The organism is Archangium sp., assembly GCF_036389735.1.
Classification (GTDB): domain Bacteria; phylum Myxococcota; class Myxococcia; order Myxococcales; family Myxococcaceae; genus Archangium.
This window is the reverse complement of the sequence record NZ_DASVWK010000862.1, coordinates 1-17,187: the sequence shown is the minus strand read 5'-3', so window position 1 is coordinate 17,187 and position 17,187 is coordinate 1. Positions and strand designations below refer to the sequence as shown.

The 17,187-nt window shown below is 69.7% G+C and carries 18 protein-coding genes; 14 read left to right on the top strand and 4 right to left on the bottom strand.

Going from position 1 to position 17,187, the window contains the following annotated elements; translation table 11 throughout:
* Positions 1-95 precede the first annotated feature (95 nt).
* Entirely contained in the window at positions 96-1,199 is a 1,104-nt protein-coding gene (locus VF794_RS30890; protein WP_331116650.1) for a sensor histidine kinase, read from the top strand.
* Positions 1,200-1,232: 33 nt separating this feature from the next.
* Here VF794_RS30890 and VF794_RS30885 read toward each other — a convergent pair whose 3' ends face one another.
* Positions 1,233-2,396, bottom strand: coding sequence for a M20 family metallopeptidase (locus VF794_RS30885; RefSeq protein WP_331116648.1), 1,164 nt, complete (start codon positions 2,394-2,396; stop codon positions 1,233-1,235).
* Between the two features lie 190 nt (positions 2,397-2,586).
* Between VF794_RS30885 and VF794_RS30880 the strand changes: the two genes are divergently transcribed.
* The 3 genes from VF794_RS30880 to VF794_RS30870 all read left to right on the top strand — a co-directional run bounded on the left by VF794_RS30880 (position 2,587) and on the right by VF794_RS30870 (position 5,734).
* A complete protein-coding gene (locus tag VF794_RS30880) occupies positions 2,587-3,021 on the top strand; it encodes a host attachment protein (RefSeq protein ID WP_331116646.1) in 435 nt (144 codons plus the stop codon).
* Between the two features lie 199 nt (positions 3,022-3,220).
* Positions 3,221-5,119, top strand: a complete 1,899-nt coding sequence (locus tag VF794_RS30875) for a methyl-accepting chemotaxis protein (protein WP_331116644.1) — start codon at positions 3,221-3,223, stop codon at positions 5,117-5,119.
* 12 nt (positions 5,120-5,131) lie between these two features.
* Positions 5,132-5,734 carry an HAD family phosphatase gene (locus VF794_RS30870; RefSeq protein ID WP_331116642.1) on the top strand — a complete coding sequence of 201 codons (603 nt, stop codon included), beginning with the start codon at positions 5,132-5,134 and terminating at the stop codon, positions 5,732-5,734.
* A gap of 6 nt (positions 5,735-5,740) precedes the next feature.
* Here the strand turns inward: VF794_RS30870 and VF794_RS30865 are convergent, their stop codons facing one another.
* Both VF794_RS30865 and VF794_RS30860 read right to left on the bottom strand, forming a co-directional pair.
* Positions 5,741-6,391 (bottom strand): glutathione S-transferase family protein, encoded by a 651-nt coding sequence (locus VF794_RS30865; RefSeq protein ID WP_331116640.1) that lies wholly within the window; start codon positions 6,389-6,391, stop codon positions 5,741-5,743.
* On the bottom strand, positions 6,388-6,996 hold the full coding sequence (locus tag VF794_RS30860; RefSeq protein ID WP_331116639.1) for an adenylate/guanylate cyclase domain-containing protein: 609 nt from the start codon (positions 6,994-6,996) through the stop codon (positions 6,388-6,390). Before VF794_RS30860 ends, VF794_RS30865 begins: the two co-directional genes overlap by 4 nt.
* Positions 6,997-7,256: 260 nt before the next feature.
* On the opposite strand from VF794_RS30860, the gene VF794_RS30855 reads away from it, so the two are divergent.
* Entirely contained in the window at positions 7,257-7,643 is a 387-nt protein-coding gene (locus tag VF794_RS30855; protein ID WP_331116637.1) for a hypothetical protein, read from the top strand.
* A 79-nt stretch (positions 7,644-7,722) separates the two neighbouring features.
* Positions 7,723-8,262 (top strand): OsmC family protein, encoded by a 540-nt coding sequence (locus VF794_RS30850; protein WP_331116635.1) that lies wholly within the window; start codon positions 7,723-7,725, stop codon positions 8,260-8,262.
* 2 nt (positions 8,263-8,264) lie between these two features.
* Here the strand turns inward: VF794_RS30850 and VF794_RS30845 are convergent, their stop codons facing one another.
* Positions 8,265-10,262: a S46 family peptidase gene (locus tag VF794_RS30845; protein WP_331116652.1), complete on the bottom strand. Its 1,998-nt coding sequence runs from the start codon at positions 10,260-10,262 to the stop codon at positions 8,265-8,267.
* A gap of 197 nt (positions 10,263-10,459) precedes the next feature.
* Here VF794_RS30845 and VF794_RS30840 point away from each other — a divergent pair, with 197 nt between their 5' ends.
* From VF794_RS30840 to VF794_RS30805, 8 genes are all read left to right on the top strand, one after another.
* Positions 10,460-11,596: a triacylglycerol lipase gene (locus VF794_RS30840; protein ID WP_331116634.1), complete on the top strand. Its 1,137-nt coding sequence runs from the start codon at positions 10,460-10,462 to the stop codon at positions 11,594-11,596.
* Between the two features lie 13 nt (positions 11,597-11,609).
* Positions 11,610-12,308, top strand: a complete 699-nt coding sequence (locus VF794_RS30835) for an esterase/lipase family protein (RefSeq protein WP_331116632.1) — start codon at positions 11,610-11,612, stop codon at positions 12,306-12,308.
* Between the two features lie 139 nt (positions 12,309-12,447).
* Positions 12,448-12,999: a DNA starvation/stationary phase protection protein Dps gene (gene dps, locus VF794_RS30830; protein WP_331116630.1), complete on the top strand. Its 552-nt coding sequence runs from the start codon at positions 12,448-12,450 to the stop codon at positions 12,997-12,999.
* 96 nt (positions 13,000-13,095) lie between these two features.
* Complete coding sequence (locus VF794_RS30825; protein WP_331116628.1) at positions 13,096-13,944, top strand: SDR family oxidoreductase; 849 nt, start codon at positions 13,096-13,098, stop codon at positions 13,942-13,944.
* Entirely contained in the window at positions 13,941-14,570 is a 630-nt protein-coding gene (locus VF794_RS30820) for a glutathione S-transferase N-terminal domain-containing protein (RefSeq protein ID WP_331116626.1), read from the top strand. The genes VF794_RS30825 and VF794_RS30820 overlap by 4 nt, the downstream gene beginning before the upstream one ends.
* Before the next feature lie 82 nt (positions 14,571-14,652).
* Positions 14,653-15,129 carry a hypothetical protein gene (locus VF794_RS30815; RefSeq protein WP_331116624.1) on the top strand — a complete coding sequence of 159 codons (477 nt, stop codon included), beginning with the start codon at positions 14,653-14,655 and terminating at the stop codon, positions 15,127-15,129.
* Between the two features lie 122 nt (positions 15,130-15,251).
* On the top strand, positions 15,252-16,868 hold the full coding sequence (locus VF794_RS30810; protein WP_331116622.1) for a hypothetical protein: 1,617 nt from the start codon (positions 15,252-15,254) through the stop codon (positions 16,866-16,868).
* 86 nt (positions 16,869-16,954) lie between these two features.
* The coding region (locus tag VF794_RS30805; protein WP_331116620.1) for an inorganic diphosphatase at positions 16,955-17,187 on the top strand (233 nt) is incomplete at its 3' end.

Here is a 17,187-nt window from a genome sequence, read left to right as displayed (position 1 = left end):
TGACCTACTTGGAGAGGCTGCCAGGGGCCGCGCATTTGTGACTTGTCTACCGCGGGTGTCGTGTCGAACCTGCCCCATTCTGGAGGATTTCAGCCGTGAGCCAACTGGGGGACTTCATCGAAGCGGAGCGGGAGCGGATCGTCCAGCGATGGGCGGACCAGCTCTATGCGACGACCGCGCCCACGTCGCTCAACCGTGAGGATGTGATCCACTCGGCAAGGGAGATGCTTGACGAGCTCGTGACGGCCCTACGGGGGGAGGATGGCTTCCATCAGCACTCGCAAACCGCCATGGCGAGTGCGATTGCCAAGGGACACGGCGGCCAGCGGTTTGCCCTGGGCTACGAAATCACCGCCATGATCCGCGAGTACGGCACGCTCCGGGACGTTCTCTATCAAATGATCGAGGAATTCAACCTGTCCCCTGGGGTCCGGGAGTTTCGCGTGCTCTCGAAGTACATCACGGGCAGCATCGCGGACGCAGCGAGCCAGCACGCCCTGGAGCGGGACGAGGAGCTAAAAAAACAAGCGGCCAGGCACATGGGTTTTCTAGCCCACGAGTTGCGCAACCCGCTGGCCTCCGCGCGTCTGGCCCTCTCCATGCTGGAGCGCAAGGGGCTGTTGCCCCAGAGCCGTTCCATCGAAGTCATCGGCCGCAGCCTTCAGCGTGCGAACGACCTGCTAGACAACGCCCTCCTGGAGATTCGGCTGCGGGCCATACCCGAGCCCCAGCGGGAGCCGGTAGCCCTGGCCGAGCTTTTCCGCGAACTCACGGAGGAGTCCGGCGTGGATTTGGAAATCAAGGGCCTGCAAGTGAAGATAGAGGCACCCGCTGAACTGAGCCTCAACGCGGATCGCAAGTTGCTGCATTCGGCTCTCTCCAACCTCGTGCGCAACGCCGTAAAGTTCTCGCGAGAGGGTGGCACCATCTCCCTGCGGGCCCGGGATGGCGGCACCAAGCGCATAGCGATGGACGTTGAGGACGAGTGCGGCGGGCTGCCCGAGGGCAGGCTGCAGTCACTCTTTGATCCCTTCGTTCAGGTGGGCAAGGACCGGAGCGGCTTCGGCTTGGGGCTCGCCATCGCCAAGCAGGCGGCGGAAGCGCACGGGGGAGAGCTGCGCGTGCACAACCTGCCGGGCAAAGGCTGCGTCTTCGTCTTGGACATCCCTACGGACCCAAGCCCTCCCTTGGGGAAGTAGGATGAGCAGCACGGAGAAGAGAAGGCTGGAGTCCTACACTCCCCGGGAGGCGAGGTAGCGCGCGAGGGCCTGAGCCTTGGGAATCAGGGTCTCCACCTCGATGAACTCCTCCACGGTGTGGAAGCCCTTGCCCCGGGGCCCCAGTCCGTCGATGGAGGGAATCCCCATGGCGGACGAGGTGCTGGCGTCCGAGCCGCCTCCCACCAGCGCCGCCTCGCCGTGCCCCAGGCCCGAGGCATGTGCGCAGGTGCCATATGCCGTCATCAGCGCCGCGGAGGCCTCGGTGCGCTCCAGGGGCTCGCGGGCCACCCCGCCGCTCACCTCGATACGGGTGCCCGGCACACCGGACGCGGCCTCCTCGGCCGCCTGGCGGAAGCGCCGCACCAACTCCTCTCCGTCCGCGCGGGAGCAGAAGCGCAGGTCCACCTCGGCCACCGCATGGTCCGGCACGGTGTTCTTCCCCTGGCCGCCCGTCACCTTGCCCACGTTGACGGTGACACCGCGAGGGTAGTCGGTGAGCTGCTGCACCCGGTCCACGAAGCGGGCGAGCGCCCAGAGGGCATTGGCCCCCTCCTGGTGCGCGTTGCCCGCGTGGGCCGCCTTGCCGTGCGCCACCGCCGTGGCCATACCGGTGCCCTTGCGCCGGGTGATGATGGCGTCCCCGGCCCGGCCGGACTCGAAGACGAGGCAGGCCTCCGCCCCGGCGATGGCCTCGCGGATGACGCCCGCGCCCTCGGGCGAGCCCACCTCCTCGTCCGACACCACCACCAGCCGCAGCGGGGGCAGCTTCTCCAGGCCCCCCGAGGCCGCGAGCGCCTTGAGCGCCCAGGTGATGACGACGAGGCCACCCTTCATGTCCAACACCCCGGGGCCGCGCCTCAACGACCCGTCCCGGCGGTAGCCCTCGAACTTGCCCGGGGGGAACACGGTGTCCAGGTGGCCCACCAGCGCCAGGGGCTCGAGCCCCGCACGCCCCTCGGAGCGGAACACCAGGTGGTCCGCGTACCGCTTGCTGGCCACCACCTCGGCCACCAGCCCGGGGAGCGAGAGCTGCTCTCGCAGCAGGGCACCCACCTTGCGGCCACCCTCCGCGTTCTCCGTCCAGGAGTTCACCTCCACCAGCGCGGCGAGCGCTTCCTCCATCTCCCCCAGCCTGCCCACCAACCAGCCGGCCGCTGCTTCACCCATCTCGCGCATCGTCATTGGCCTCCCGCCGAGAAAACCCCGGGGTGCATCCCCGTCTCCCCCCCGGGCATATGTCAGGCCCCCGGCTCCAGGGAAGCAGCCCGGGCGCCCGCTCGCCCGGGGCACCGGCACGGCCTCCCTGGCGGAAGGAAGCTTGCCGAGGCCGGTGAGGGTCCGCACCTCAAGGGTAGGAGGATGAACGATGGCGGACGCGCTGTGGATTCTGGTGGCCAATGCGAGCCGGGCCAAGCTCTTCGCGACGGACGAGCAGGCCGAGAAGTGGGACCTGCGCGAGGAGCTTCTTCATGAAGACAGTCGGCTCCCCTCCCGGGAGCTGCTGAACCAGTACGACAACCCCAACGCCGGCTCGCTGAGCAAGCCCCAGCCGGAGAACCAGCCCGATGCCCGGCACGAGCTGGAGCATGACCGCTTCGCCCGTGAGCTCGCTCAGCGGCTGGAGCGCGGACTGAACGACCATGCGTATGATCGCCTGGTCATCGCCGCGCCCCCCGAGTTCCTCGGCCGGCTGCGCAAGCACATCAGCCGCCGCGTACACCAGCGCCTGATGCTGGACATGCGCGCCGACTACGTGAACCTGCCCGACCGCGAGCTGCCGGATCGCATCCCGCTCTCCTAGGTAGGCAAGCGGGCAGGCATGGCGCCCGGGGGCCTTCCCGGCTCCGGGCGCCATTCGCGCGAGGTAGGTCCCTCACCCACCTGGGCGCACCTGGGAGGGGGCCCCTCCCGTCGGGCGCGCTCCGTGGTACAGGTGAGGGGCGTCGGAAGGCGGAGAGTCAGTCCCCCGACGACACCATCGCGCGGACGTCACGAGATTCATGAAACTTCCCCTGATCGGTACCCTCAAGCTGCGCGGCCGCCTGACGCTGTACGTCACCCTGCTGGCCATCACGCCGCTGTTCGTCTCCTCCTGGCTGGGCTCCAGCACCACCCGGAACATGATGCAGGAGCAGGTGCACGAAATGCTCCGCGTCGAGGCCGAGGGTCTGAAAGACCTGGTGGAGGCCTCGCTGGTGGAGCGCGAGACGAGCGTGCGCAGCTGGGCAGACGACGCGCTGCTGCGCGACGCCCTGCGCATGGGCAGCTACACGGAGAGCGACGCGGTGCTCGCGCGGCTCCAGCTGCGCTACACCACCTTCACCGGCCTGGTGCTCTTCACCGATGACGGCCAGGCCGTCTCCGCCAGCACGCCGGCGCTGCGCGAGTCCTTCTCGGGCCAGGAGACGGCGGTGCGCGACTCCGCCTGGTTCAAGGCGGCCCAGGAGGGCCGCTTCACCAGCACGACGCTCACCGCGGAGGACCCCGTCTTCGGCATGAGGGTGCTGCACCTGGCGGCGCCGGTGATGGACTCGCGGGGCGGGCGGCGCCTGGGCGTGCTGCTGGCGGCCTATGACTGGGGCCAGGTGGGCGAGGTGGTGAAGACGGCGCTGAGCCGCGCCCGCGCCCGCAAGAACGAGAGCTTCGCCTTGGAGGTGCGCACCGACACGGGCACGCTGCTCTTCGACTCGCGTGGCTCGGACGCCTGGCGGGTGGAGAACGCCGTGTCCGTCGAGGCCATCAACGGCACGGAGATCGGCGACGTGGGCGACGGCTGGCGCTTCGTGGCGCTCTCGGACCCGGAGGAGGTCTACGCCACGGTCAACAAGCTGCGCTACGGCGTGGTGCTCGTGGTGCTGGCGGTGGCGGTGGCGGTGGCGCTGGCCGCCTTCCTGCTGGCGCGCGGCATCAGCCTGCCCATCACCCGGCTCAACGAGGTGGTGCGCCACATCGTCCAGGAGGGCGACCTCACCCACAAGCTCGAGGTGCCCACCCAGGACGACGAAGTGGGCCAGCTGGCCCGGTCCTTCGTGCAGATGGTGGAGAACCTGCGCGAGACGACCCAGAGCCTCCAGCGCGGCACGCAGGTGCTCACCGACACCGTGGCCGAGCTGACGCGCGCCGCCGAGCAGCAGGAGAGCAACATCACCCGCCAGGCCGCGGCGCTCCAGCAGACGCAGGTGACGGCGCAGGAGATCAAGCAGACGTCCCTGGTGGCCGCGGAGCGCGCCGAGGCGGTGCTCACGGTGGCCACGCGCGCCGACGAGCTGGGCCGCGACGGCGCCCGCGCCCTCGACGAGAGCCTCAACGGCTTCCAGGAGATGAGCACCCAGGTGAACGAGATGGCCGAGCGCATCGGCCTGCTCAACGAGCGGGCCCAGCAGATCGGCGGCATCGCCCTGACGGTGAAGGGCCTGGCGGACCGCTCCAACATGCTGGCGCTCAACGCCGCCATCGAGGCGGTGCGCTCCGGAGAGCACGGCAAGGGCTTCGGCATCGTGGCCAAGGAGATCCGCACCCTGGCCAACCAGTCCATCCACTCCACCACCCAGGTGAGCACCATCCTGGACGACATCACCCAGGCCATCCGCGACACGGTGGCGCGCAGCGAGCAGAGCCAGACGCGGGTGGAGGCGGGCATGGAGCAGGCGCGCACCAGCGGCGAGAGCCTCCGGGCGCTCAGCGACATCGTCCAGGCCAACATGGGCGCGGTGCGGCAGATCGCCGGCGCGGTGAACCAGCAGAACGCCGGCGTCGGGGAGATCTTCACCGCCCTGACGGACCTCTCCACCATGATGCACGCCACCATGGAGGGGCTGATGGCCAGCCAGCGCGTCACCCAGTCGCTGCGCGAGGTGTCCGAGCAGATGGCGAAGGTGGCGCGCAGCTACCGGGTGTAGAAGGGCGGGGCCATGACCCCTCCGCCCCGCGCGCTCCTGCTGGACCTCGGCAACGTCCTCGTCTTCCACGACAACGGCCTGCTCTTCCGCGGGCTGGGGGCGAGGGCGGGGCTGCCTCCCGCGGAGGCCGAGCGCCGGCTGTCCGGCACGAGCTGGACGGCGGCCAACCGTGGGCTGCTGGGGGCCGAGGGCATCCGGCGCGACGTGTGCGGCGCGCTGGGCGTGGAGCTGCCGGCCGAGGAGTTCGACGCCCTGTGGAGCAGCCACTTCACCCTGCACGAGGCGGTGCTGCCGCGGGTGGAGGGGCTGGTGGGGCGGGTGAAGCTGGTGCTGGTGTCCAACACCAACGTGCTGCACGCGGCCTTCCTGCGGCCGAAGCTGCCGGTGCTGGAGCGCTTCGACAGCCTGGTGCTCAGCTGCGAGGTGGGCCTGGTGAAGCCGGAGCCGGCCATCTACCAGGAGGCGCTCGCCCGGGTGGGCTGCGCTCCGCGGGAGGCCGCCTTCTTCGACGATCTGCCCGAGTTCGTACAGGCAGCGAACGCGCTGGGCATCCGCGGCCACCTCTTCACCACCGCCGATGCCTTCGACGCGCAGCTCAAGGCGCTGGGGCTGTAGCGGGCCCTACTTCTCGTAGCGCGCCACGGGCGGCTCGCCCTGGGAGGCCTCCGTCCAGGCGCGCAGGGCCGGCAGGGCCAGCACCGCGTCGCGGTACGCGCCGCACACCGCGTCCAGCTCCACCCCATAGGTGACGAAGCGGGTGACGACGGGCGCGTAGAAGGCGTCCGCGATGGAGAAGGCACCGAAGAGGAAGGGCCCGCCCTGCCCGAAGCGGGAGCGGCACTCGCGCCACACCTGGGTGATGCGCGCGATGTCCTCGGCGACGCCGGGCGCACGGCCCTCACCGGGGCGACGGGCGCGCAGGTTCATCGGCATGTGGGTGCGCAGGGTGGCGAAACCCGAGTGCATCTCCGCCGTGACGGAGCGGGCCACCGCGCGGGCCATGGCGTCCTCGGGCCACAGCTTCGCCTGGGGGAAGAGCTCGGCGAGGTACTCGCAGATGGCCAGCGAGTCCCAGACGAGGAGCTCGCCGTGCACCAGCGCCGGCACCCGGCCGCTGGGCGAGTGCTTCGCGATGTTCGCGGCGGTGTCCGGCTGGCCGAGCTGCACCACCACCTCGCGGAAGGGCTGCCCGGTATGGGCGAGCGCGAGGTAGGGCCGCAGCGACCAGGAGGAGTAGTTCTTCGAGGCGACGACGAGGGTGAGCTCTTTCATGAGCTCGCAACATAGCCGGGCAACAGCCCCCGCAGCCGCGACAGCAGCGAGCGGCGCCGGCGCCGCATCACGGGCGGATCGATGCGGTAGACGGACACGGGCAGGCGGATGTTCTTCAGGTCCCCGCGGCTCAAGCGCACCACCGGGGCCACCACCTGACTGCGCACCTGCTGCACCACCGACTCGCTCACGTAGAGGGAGCCGGGCCGGGCCAGTGACTCCAGCCGGGCCGCCAGGTTGACGCCCTCGCCGAAGATGTCTCCGTCGCGGTGCACCACCGAGCCCAGGTGGATGCCGATGCGCAGCTCCACCCGACGCTCCATCGGCACGCACTCGTTGCGCGCGCACAGCGCCGACTGCAACTCCAACCCGCACGCCACCGCCGGCAGCGCGTCGTCGAACTCGACGAGGAAGCCGTCCTCCAACTGCTTGATCTCGCGTCCGCCGTGGCCGGACAGCAAGCCGCGCACGAGCCGTCCATGCTCCTCGCGCAGCTCATGATTGAGGGCTTCGTCCCGCCGAGCCTCGGGGCTGAGCTCCACCATGTCCGTGAACATGATGGCCGCCACCTTCCTGGGTTCCGGTTGCGCAACCTCCACCATCATCAACGCGTCTCCTTCCCCCCCAACCAGACAGAGGCGAATGTTACCTGAAGAACACTCGCCCGGTCTGCCCCACCCCCCCAGGGAGTGCCGGACAGCACCTGGGGCACGGCTGAACCCCAGCTTTTGATACGGATGAAAGTAACTCATCCCTGACGCGATGCACAACGCACGGCCAGTCCCAGTGTGAGCGACGCGTCCACGAGCCGACACGGGGCGGCGCGTGGATGTCGCCCTGTTACTGTTGAGGGCGAGCCCTGCCCATGTCCGCGCCCGAGGATGAACAGACCCCGCTCTGGCCCCCCCTGCTGCTGACGCTGGGTGTTCTCTTCATCGCCACCGAGACGCGCAACCCCACGCTGGCGCTCACCGCGCTCGCGGCCCTGGTGCTGCTGCCCACGGCGTGGCGGCTGATGACGCGACGGTGGGTGCGAGGGGATGTGCTCCGGGGGCTGGGGGCGGGCTACCTCGCCAGCCACCTGCCGCTGCTGCTGGGGGCGTGCACCACGTTGAACCGGCCCGAGTGCCGCATCCACCTGTGCATGGACGGCGTGCTCGCGGGAGTGCCCTTCATCCCGTGGGCGGGGCTGCTGGGGACGCTTTTCTACTGGGCGTGGTTCGCACCGGTCTCGGGCCCTCACGCCGAGTGAGGGGGGACCGCGTGCCTTGCGGGGGCGGACGAGCACGTCCTAGCGTCCCGGTTCGTTTGAACCCCACATGGAGGCGCGAATGAAGAGCACCGGAAGCTGCTGCACGCTGGACCTCGAGACCTTCCAGAAGACGAAGGCCCACGTGGCCGCCAACCCCGAGTCGGCCAAGGGCCGCTTCGAGACGGTGACGGAGTGGCGCGATGGAGCCCAGGCGGTGACGCGGGCGCGCTCCTTCACGCTGGAGACGGACGAGCCCACCCCGCTGGGGGGCAAGGATCAGCACATCGACCCGATGGAGCTGTTGCTGGCGTCGCTGGGCACGTGCCTGACGATCGGCTGGGTGACGCAGGCGAGGATGAAGGGGCTGGACTACCGCAACCTGCGCATCAAGGTGAGCGCGCCCTTCGATCTGCGTGGCTACCTGAACCTGGACCCGAAGGTGCGCCCGGGCTTCTCCGAGCTCCAGTACACGGTGGAGGTGGACACGGACGCGGACGCGGCGACGCTGGAGGAGATCCGCAAGGCGGCGGAGAAGACGAGCCCGATGTTCGACAACATCCTCAACCCCACGGCCATCTCGGGCCGGGTGACCAAGATGGCCGGCACGGTGGCCGCGTAGGCTCAGCGCTGGTGGGCGCGCAGCTCCTTCACCAGCCGACCGGCGCCGTAGACGTGCTCGAGGGCAGCCAGCAAGCCCTCGCCATGCACCCCCACGGCGCGGTTGTTCTCCGGCACGTACGCGTAATCGCCGCCGAGCGAGTGCAGGTTGCCGTCGAAGACGAGGCCCACCACGCGCCCCTCGCGGTCCACCATGGGCGAGCCCGAGTTGCCGCCGATGATGTCGTTGGTGGTGGCCATGTCGAGCGGCGTCTCGCCGGGCACCTTGCCCTGGGCCTCGAGCCACGAGTCCGGCAGCCGGAAGGGCTCCTTGCCCGTGTGCCGCGCGTAGGCGCCGGCGAACGTCGTCAGCGCGGGCACCTGCCGCCCGTTCTCCTCCCAGCCCTTCACCACGCCGTAGTTGAGGCGCAGGGTGAAGGTGGCATCCGGGTAGCCCGTGGTGCCGTAGGCGGCCAGCCGCGCCTGCGCGAGCAGCTCACCGTTCTTCTTCAGCACCGACTCCACCGAGTCCTCGTAGCGCTTGCGCACCTCGCGCGCCCGCGCGTCCACCCGGCGTGCCAGGAGGATCATCGGGTCCTTCGACGCCTCCACCGCCACCTTGCCACCCTCGAGCAGCCGCTGGCGCTCCTTCACGTCGAAGAGCCGAGTGCCCTTCACCAGCGCGCGCGCCAGGTCCTCCGGGGCCTCACGGCCGAGCACCGCCTGGACGAACGGCTCATCCGCGCCGAGCGTCTCGCGCAGCTTGTTGAAGCCGAAGGTGAGCGAGACCACCTCCAGCTCCGGAGTGATGGGAGCCTCGCGCAACAGGCCCTGGCGCAGCGCCGGGAGGTGGCCCTCGGTGAAGTCGCGCAGCCGCTCCGTGTTGGGCTTGGGCAGCTCGTCCGCCGCGCGCACCAGCACCTTGGCGATCTCGAAGAGTTCGGAGGGGAAACCGTACCCGTCCTCCTTCAGCCGGTACTCGGCCAGGAGGGGCCGGTAGGCGTCCAGGGCCCGGGCGATGGCGTCCCAGGAGCCCGCGTGGGTGGCCTTCAGCTTGGGATCGGCCTCCACCTTCGCCCGGAGGTCCGCCTCGGCCGCGCGCTTGTCGGCGAGCAGCGCGGGCTCGGCGAGGGCCTGGTGCCGGCCGCGCAGCGCCTTGAGGGCGTTCTCCACCGAGCGCAGCTTCGCGCGCGTGGTGCGCCAGCGCTCCGGTGAGCCCGAGACATACTCGCGCAGCATTCCCCGCCGCTCCGCCATGTACAGCAGCGCGAAGGGCAGTGCCACGTCCCGCTGGAACTCCAGCTCCGCCACGGTGATCTGCCGGTTGGTGCCGCCGGGGTGGCCGGAGACGAAGACGAGGTCCCCCTCCCTGGCGCCCTCCTTCGCCCAGGGCAGGTAGTGGGCCGTCTTCAACGGCTGGCCATTGGCGTCCCACACGCGCAGGAAGGCGGCGTCGTAGCCGAAGCGTGGGAAGTTGAAGTTGTCCGGGTCCCCGCCGAAGGCGGCCATGGAGAACTCGGGCGCGAAGACGAGGCGCACGTCCTGGAAGCGGCGGTACTTGTAGAGGTGGTACCTGCCTCCGTTGAAGAGCGTCACCACGTCGCAGCGCACCTGCGGCCCGGTGGCGCACTCGGACTCGATGCGGGACATCTCCGCCTTGAGCGCGGTGTTGAAACCAGGGCCGCTCAACCCCTTCGTGACGCCCTGGAGGCGCGCGGTGACGTCCGTCATCTCCACGAGCTGGTTGGCCTCCACCTTGGGGCAGCGCAGCTCGTCCTTCAGCTCCTTCGCCAGGAAGCCGGTGGCGAGGTAGTCCCTCTTGGGGGAGGAGAGGTCCTGCACACAGGAGCGGATGCAGTGGTGGTTGGTCATCACCAGCCCTTCCGGCGACACGAAGCTCGCGGAGCACCCGCCAGCCAGACGCACGGAGGACAGGCGCACCTGGTCCAGCCACTCCTTCGAGGGCTCGAAACCGTAGGCGGCCTTCACGGCGGCGCTGGGGAAGGCGTCATACGTCCACATTCCCTCCTCCGCGGCGGCGGGGAGGGCCAACAGGAAGCCGAGGGCCAGCAGTCGATGCACGGGGGAGCGTTCCTTGCGGTGAAGTGAGGTGGGAAGCGCCCCGGTTGTTGCCCGGGAGTGGTGGGGCGTCAACCGGGGAGCGATGGGGGATGCACGTTGGGCTTGAGTTGGAGGCGGGGACTTTGGAAGGTTGGGTGATGGCGACGAAGCACCACATCTATCTGGTCCCCGGCTTCTTCGGCTTCGCCAACCTGGGAGAGCTGCTCTACTTCGGGCACGTGCGCGACTTCTTCGTGGCGGAGCTGGCCCAGCGCGGTGTGGAGGTCGAGGTGGTGCAGGTGCTCTCCCACCCCACCGGCTCCATCCGCACGCGCGCGGGGGATCTCCTCCGGGCCATCGAGGCCAGCACGGCGAAGGACGACGACGGGCCCATCCACCTCATCGGCCACTCCACGGGAGGACTGGACGCGCGGCTCTTCGTCAGCCCGGGCGCCTCGCTGGCCGACGGCCTGGACGTGGAGCCCTTCGCCCGCCGGGTGCGCACGGTGGTGACGGTGTCCACCCCGCACGCGGGCACGCCCCTGGCCTCCTTCTTCCTGGGCCTCTTCGGGCAGAAGCTGCTGCAACTGCTCTCGCTCTTCACCGTGTACGTGCTGCGCTTCGGGCGCCTGCCGCTGACGGTGGCCTTCCGGTTCGGCAGCCTGCTGACGCGCTGGGACGAGCAGCTCGGCTTCCGGACCACGTTGTTGGATCAGCTCTTCGAGCAGCTCCTGGGCGACTTCTCCGACGAGCGCCGGGAGGAGCTGGTCCGCTTCCTGGGAGATGTGGGCAACGACGCCTCCCTCATTCCCCAGCTCACCCCCGAGGGCATCGACCTCTTCAACGCGAGCACCCACGACCGGCCAGGGGTGCGCTACGGCTCGGTGATCACCCAGGCGCGCTCCCCCTCGCGGCGCGCGCGGCTGAGCGGGGGGAGGGATCCGTACGCTCAAATCACCCACACCGTGTACTCCTTCCTCTACGGACGCACGCAGCGCATGCCCCTCACGGCCATCCCGATGCACACCCCGGCGCAGACGGCGGCGCTGGTGGAGGCCTACGGGGCGCTGCCGGGCCCGCAGGCCTGCGATGGCATCGTCCCGACGCGCTCGCAGGTATACGGGCGGGTGCTGACGGCGGTGCGCGCGGACCACCTGGACGCCATCGGCCACTTCGACCAACCGGCGCACCGGCCGCCGCACGTGGACTGGCTCATCTCGGGCTCGGGCTTCCGCCGACTCCAGTTCGAGCGCCTGTGGCGCACCGTGGCGGATTTCGTCCTGCTGGAGACCTGATACACAGCGGCGCATGACCCCGCACCTCGTGCCCCGCCCCCTCGTGCTGACGCTGCTCGCCGTGTTGACGGGCTGTGCCAGCCTGCCCAAGGCCCCGTCCACGCCCGAGCGCGTGCCCGTGCTGTTCGTGCATGGCACCGACGACAACCCGGGGGCCTTCTTCTCGATGTTCCCCGCCTTCCAGGAGGCGGGCTGGCCGGAGGAGCGGCTGTACGCGGTGCGGCTGCACCCCAACAACGGCCAGATGCCCATCGAGGTGATGGCCTACCAGGTGCGCCGGGCGGCGGAGAGCCTGCGCGAGCGCACGGGCGCCGAGCGCATCGACGTGGTGGCCTTCAGTCAGGGCACGCTGTCCTCGCGCTACTGGATTCAGGAGCTGGGTGGCCAGCCGCGGGTGCGCCGCTTCGTCTCCATCTCGGGGCCACACCACGGCACGCGGGTGGCGTACTTGAAGAGCGATCCGGCCATCGTGCAGATGCGGCCGGACAGCGACTTCCTGCGCGAGCTGAACCGCCGCGAGGACCCCTTCGGCGACACCGAGGTCTTCTCCTTCTGGACGCCGCTGGACGCGACCGTGATCCCAGCCGACAGCGCACGCCTGCCGGGCGCCACCGAGCGCACCTTCCGGGTGCCCCTGCACCAGATGATGCTGAGCAGCCCCGCCGTCATCTCCGCGACGTTGGAGGCACTGTCGCAACCACCGCGCCCGTAACACGAGCAACGAGCACGTCCGCCTGCCCCCCGGGCGGGATGCCATCGAGTTGGCGTCGGCCCCTTCCGTCCCCACCGTCTCCAGAGAGACCGGCGGCTTTCCTGCCGTGCGGAACCTGACGAGGGACGGACGTATGACCATGAAGTTCCCCAGCCACATCAATCTCCCGCGAGAGGCCCGCGTGGAGCTCGTCGAGCTGCTCAATACCTGCCTGGCCACGTCCATCGACTTGCACTGGCAGGTGAAGCAGGCGCACTGGAACATCCGCGGCAGGGACTTCATCAGCCGGCATGAGCTCTTCGACGACGTGGCCGACCACGTGCGCAAGCAGGCCGATGCGTTCGCCGAGCGCGCCGGGGCCCTCGGAGGCTATGCCCAGGGCACCATCCGCCTGGCCGCCAGGCGCAGCGAGCTGGAGGAGTACGACTTGAGCGCGATCAACGGCGACGACCACATCCGCGTCCTCGTCGAGCGCGTCGCCGTCTACGCCTCCACCATCCGCGGCGGCATCCAGCGCTGCGCAGACCTCAACGACCCCGTCACCGAGGACCTTTTCACCCAGACCCTCAGCGAGGTGGAGCAGGACCTGTGGTTCCTCGAGAGCCACCTGTACGGCTCGGCGGCCGGAGCACGCGCCGAGGTCGCTCCCTCCGCCATCCTCGAGGAGCGCTCTTCCTCCCCCAACGCTTGAGCCTCACCCGGCCGCGCGTCAGGATGCGCGCGGGCCGCGCGGCGGCTATACAGGGCCCTCTTCACGGGAGGGTCACACCAGATGACGCCGGGAAACATGCAAGGGAAGGTCTGCCTCGTCACCGGGGCCACATCGGGCATCGGCCTGGAATCGGTCCGGGCGCTCGCGCGCCTGGGTGCCACCGTGGTGCTGTCGGGACGTGACCCGGGCCGGGGCGAGGCCGCGCTCGCCGAGGTGCGCCGCACCGTGCCCGACGCGAAGCTGGACCTGATGCTCGCGGACCTCACCTCGCTCGCCTCCGTCCGCAAGCTGGCGCAGGACTTCCAGGCCAGGTACTCGCGGCTGGACGTGCTGCTCAACAACGCGGGCCTCATCCTCGACCGGCGCAAGCTGACGGAGGATGGCTTCGAGGCCACCTTCGCCACCAACCACCTGGCGCACTTCCTGCTGACCAACCTGCTGTTGGACCTGCTCAAGGCCAGTGGCGCCTCCCGGGTGGTGAACGTCTCCTCCGAGGGTCACCGCATGGGCTCGCTCGCCTTCCTCGACGACGTACAGGTCGAGCGCGGCGGCTACAGCGGCATCAAGGTCTATGGCAACTCGAAGCTGGCCAACATCCTCTTCACCCGCGGGCTGGCCCGGCGGCTGGAGGGCACGAAGGTGACCACCAACAGCCTGCACCCGGGCGTGGTGCGCACCGCCTTCGGCCTCAACTCCGAGGGCTTCTTCAAGCACCTGGTGAAGCTGACCGCGCCCTTCATGCTGACGGCCGAGGGCGGCGCGCGCACCTCGGTGTACCTGGCCTCCTCGCCCGAGGTGGAGGGCGTGAGCGCGAAGTACTTCATCAAGAGCAAGGTGGCCCGGGAGTCCAAGGCCGCCCGGGATGACGCCGCCGCCGAGAAGCTGTGGCGCAAGAGCGTCGAGCTGACGGGGGTAGGCACGTGATCGATCTCTACACCTTCACCACGCCCAACGGGCGCAAGGTCTCCATCGCCCTCGAGGAGCTGGGGCTGCCCTACACCGTCCACGCGGTGGACATCAGCAAGGGCGACCAGTTCAAGCCCGAGTTCCTCGCCATCAACCCCAACAACAAGATTCCGGCCATCGTCGACCACCAGGGTCCGGGCGGAAAGCCGTTCTCCGTCTTCGAGTCCGGGGCCATCCTGCTCTACCTGGCGGAGAAGACGGGGAAGCTGCTGCCCCAGGACGCGCGCGGGCGCACCGAGGCCGTCCAGTGGTTGATGTTCCAGATGAGCGGCGTGGGCCCGATGCTCGGGCAGCTCAGCCACTTCAAGCTCGCGGCCAAGGAGCCGATCCCGTACGCCATCGAGCGCTACACCAAGGAGGTCGAGCGCATCCTGGGCGTGATGGACAAGCACTTCGCCCAGCATGAGTTCCTCGCGCCGGAGTACTCGGTGGCGGACATCTCCACGTACCCGTGGCTGGCGGGCGCCAAGCAGTTCTACCCGGAGCTGATCCAACCGGTGGCGAACGTCCAGCGGTGGATGGAGACCGTGGGAGCGCGTCCAGCGGTGCAGCGCGGCATGAAGGTGCCGGAGCTCAAGAAGTAGTCCCAGCGAGGGGCGCGGATGCATGCGCCCCCCTGCCTGTCCCCTCATCGCGTCGGGTCTGGTGCCTAGCTTGAAAGGCACCATGAGTGAGCTCGAAACCCAGCCTCGCAACCTGCTGCACGCCCTCGGCCCTGGCTTCGTGGGAGCCGTCTCCCTCACGCTGGTCCACCAGGGCGCGCGCGCCGTGCTCAAACACCCGCCGCGCATGGATGTGCTCGGCATGCGCTCGCTGAAGAAGGTGTCCAGGTGGCTCGGCATGCGCCCCGCCCATGGCCGCGCCCTGTACCTCCAGAGCCTGGTGGGCGACCTCATCAGCAATACCCTCTACTACGCGCTGGTGGCCACGGGCCGCCCACGCCGCCTCTACCTGAAGGGCGCCCTCCTCGGCGCGCTCGCGGGGCTGGGAGCCGTGGTGTTGCCGCCCTACCTCGGGCTCGGCGAGGGCCCCAGTCGAGCCAGGCGCTCCACTTCGTTCCTCACGGTGGCCTGGTACACCCTCGGGGGCCTCGGCTCGGCGCACGCCGCCAGAGGCGCGCTCCTGGCCTCCGCCACGGACTGACACGGCCCGCGTCCCCGTGCCTGCACGGTGAATGTCTGTCACTGGATTGAGGGGGACTGATAGCTTCGGCCGCCATGAACAGCAGCCGAAGCAGCTCCTCCCTCTTCCGAAGTGTCCTGCTGATGGCCCTGCTTGGCGGCGCCACCGGCTGCCCCGGCCCCAAGCCGGATCCCGACTGCGAGAACCAGCCCAAGGGCTGCGACCCCGCCTCGAACCAGGACGCGGGGCAGGACCCTGTCCCTCCCCCCGATGGCGGCAACAACACCGGCACCCCCGACGCGGGCAACACCGACGCGGGCCATGATGCCGGCACCGTCGACCCGGCGAAGACGCTCGTCGTGACGCAGGTCGTCTCCCATTACAACCGCAAGGGCATCGAGGCCGTGCCGCGGGACTTCACCCAGAGCCCCGCCGAGCTGATCAGCTTCGGCGGTAGCCCCATCCAGGGCACCGCGGTGGCGCCGGGCCAGATGCGCTTCAACGTCCCGCCGGGCACCTACCTCGTGAAGAGCAGCAGCACCTCGTATTTCCTCACCTCCGCGCGCACGGTGGACCTCAGCTACCGGCGGTTCGGCCGCCCGGACCGGGGGGGCAACACGCTGCCCGTCGACCTGTTCGTCGGCCACCCCACGAGCCTCGAACTCTCTGGGCTCGAGCCGGCGCCGTCTCCGACCGGACCGTACGCGACCCGGCTGGCCTTCAACTCGATGGACCTCGAGGAGACCGGCTCCTTCCAGCTCAGTTCGGCGCTGACGGAGGGACAGACCTCGGTCGTGGATCCGAGCGCCGGGTACTACACGGAGTGGGGCAGCATTCCCCGGTTCGACCCGGCCCAGGGTGACTCGGCCTGGGTGCTCCAGACGATGAGTCGTGACGCGGGAGTGCCGGAGGACGGGGGCCAGCTCCGGACGTACGACACCGTCGTGCGCGCGGCGCACCTGAATCCCTTCTCCTTCGATGGCGGAACGCTCACCATCAAGGCCGACCTCCAGCCGGCGCCCCAGCAGGACGTGCTCTTCGAGTGGCGCCGCGGCGAGTTCGACGCGCTGCGCTCCGCGTCCCTGTCCGGCAACCCCACCGCCAACGGGAGCCTGACCATCCTCCCCGCGCTCAAGGACGCCCGGGATGGGTGGGTCGACTACTCCATCTCCATGCTGCTCACGTACCGCGCGCCGTCCAGAGACCCCCAGACGACCCTGGTGCGCCGCTTCTCCTACGGCAACCCGTACACCGGCTGGGAGCCCGTCGGCGAGTTCATCTCCTCCTACTCCTTCACCCTCACCAACCACGACGGCAGCCGGATCGGGCGGACCTCCGAGCAGTTCACGGTGAACGGTCCGCTGAGCGAGCTCACGTCGACGGCGATCCGTCCCCGAGTCTCGCTGCCGCGGGACTTCAAGGTGGATGGGGTGCCCGCCGCCACGCCGAGGCTCATGGGGACGACCACCCCGACGGTGACGTGGGAGCCGCCCACGCTCGGTAGCGTCACGAGCTACACGCTCCAGGTCCTGCGTCTGCTGGACGAGAGCAACACCCTCACGAATGTCGCGCGCATCTACACGAGCTCCGCCGCCCGCGCCGTGAGCCTGCCGCCCGGACTCCTCACCCCGGGCAATACCTATGCCCTGCGGCTCACCGCCAACTACGTGCTCTCGGGGCCGACGGATCAGTCGCCGCTCCAGTACGTCACCCCCATGGCCACCGCGAGCACCGTGAGCGGCCTGCTCACCGTGCCGTAGTCCCTGGGGCGTCGAAGGTTGCCGAGACGAAACTCCCCGCCGGACGTGCTTGTCCTGGCGGGGAGGTTCGCCCAGCCTCGGCCCCCATGAACACGGATCTCACCCGCATTCCCCTGCGCGGCAAGGGCGGCGCCTTCCACGCCGTCATCGAGTCGCCCCGGGGCTCCTCGGTGAAGCTGAAGTACGAGCCGGAGCTCGGCGCCTTCACCGTCTCCAAACCCCTCGTGCATGGGATGAGCTACCCCTTCGACTGGGGCTTCATCCCCAGCACCCTGGCCCCGGATGGGGACCCGCTCGACGCCCTGGTGTACTGGGACCA

Coding starts and splice junctions, on each gene's coding strand:
- dps (WP_331116630.1), top strand. CDS start 12,448: ATGAAGTTCCCCAGCCACATCAATCTCCCGCGAGAGGCCCGCGTGGAG.
- VF794_RS30850 (WP_331116635.1), top strand. CDS start 7,723: ATGAAGAGCACCGGAAGCTGCTGCACGCTGGACCTCGAGACCTTCCAG.
- VF794_RS30825 (WP_331116628.1), top strand. CDS start 13,096: ATGCAAGGGAAGGTCTGCCTCGTCACCGGGGCCACATCGGGCATCGGC.
- VF794_RS30845 (WP_331116652.1), bottom strand. CDS start 10,262: ATGTGGACGTATGACGCCTTCCCCAGCGCCGCCGTGAAGGCCGCCTAC.
- VF794_RS30840 (WP_331116634.1), top strand. CDS start 10,460: ATGGCGACGAAGCACCACATCTATCTGGTCCCCGGCTTCTTCGGCTTC.
- VF794_RS30865 (WP_331116640.1), bottom strand. CDS start 6,391: ATGAAAGAGCTCACCCTCGTCGTCGCCTCGAAGAACTACTCCTCCTGG.
- VF794_RS30810 (WP_331116622.1), top strand. CDS start 15,252: ATGGCCCTGCTTGGCGGCGCCACCGGCTGCCCCGGCCCCAAGCCGGAT.
- VF794_RS30855 (WP_331116637.1), top strand. CDS start 7,257: ATGTCCGCGCCCGAGGATGAACAGACCCCGCTCTGGCCCCCCCTGCTG.
- VF794_RS30870 (WP_331116642.1), top strand. CDS start 5,132: ATGACCCCTCCGCCCCGCGCGCTCCTGCTGGACCTCGGCAACGTCCTC.
- VF794_RS30880 (WP_331116646.1), top strand. CDS start 2,587: ATGGCGGACGCGCTGTGGATTCTGGTGGCCAATGCGAGCCGGGCCAAG.
- VF794_RS30860 (WP_331116639.1), bottom strand. CDS start 6,996: ATGATGGTGGAGGTTGCGCAACCGGAACCCAGGAAGGTGGCGGCCATC.
- VF794_RS30875 (WP_331116644.1), top strand. CDS start 3,221: ATGAAACTTCCCCTGATCGGTACCCTCAAGCTGCGCGGCCGCCTGACG.
- VF794_RS30885 (WP_331116648.1), bottom strand. CDS start 2,396: ATGCGCGAGATGGGTGAAGCAGCGGCCGGCTGGTTGGTGGGCAGGCTG.
- VF794_RS30835 (WP_331116632.1), top strand. CDS start 11,610: ATGACCCCGCACCTCGTGCCCCGCCCCCTCGTGCTGACGCTGCTCGCC.
- VF794_RS30815 (WP_331116624.1), top strand. CDS start 14,653: ATGAGTGAGCTCGAAACCCAGCCTCGCAACCTGCTGCACGCCCTCGGC.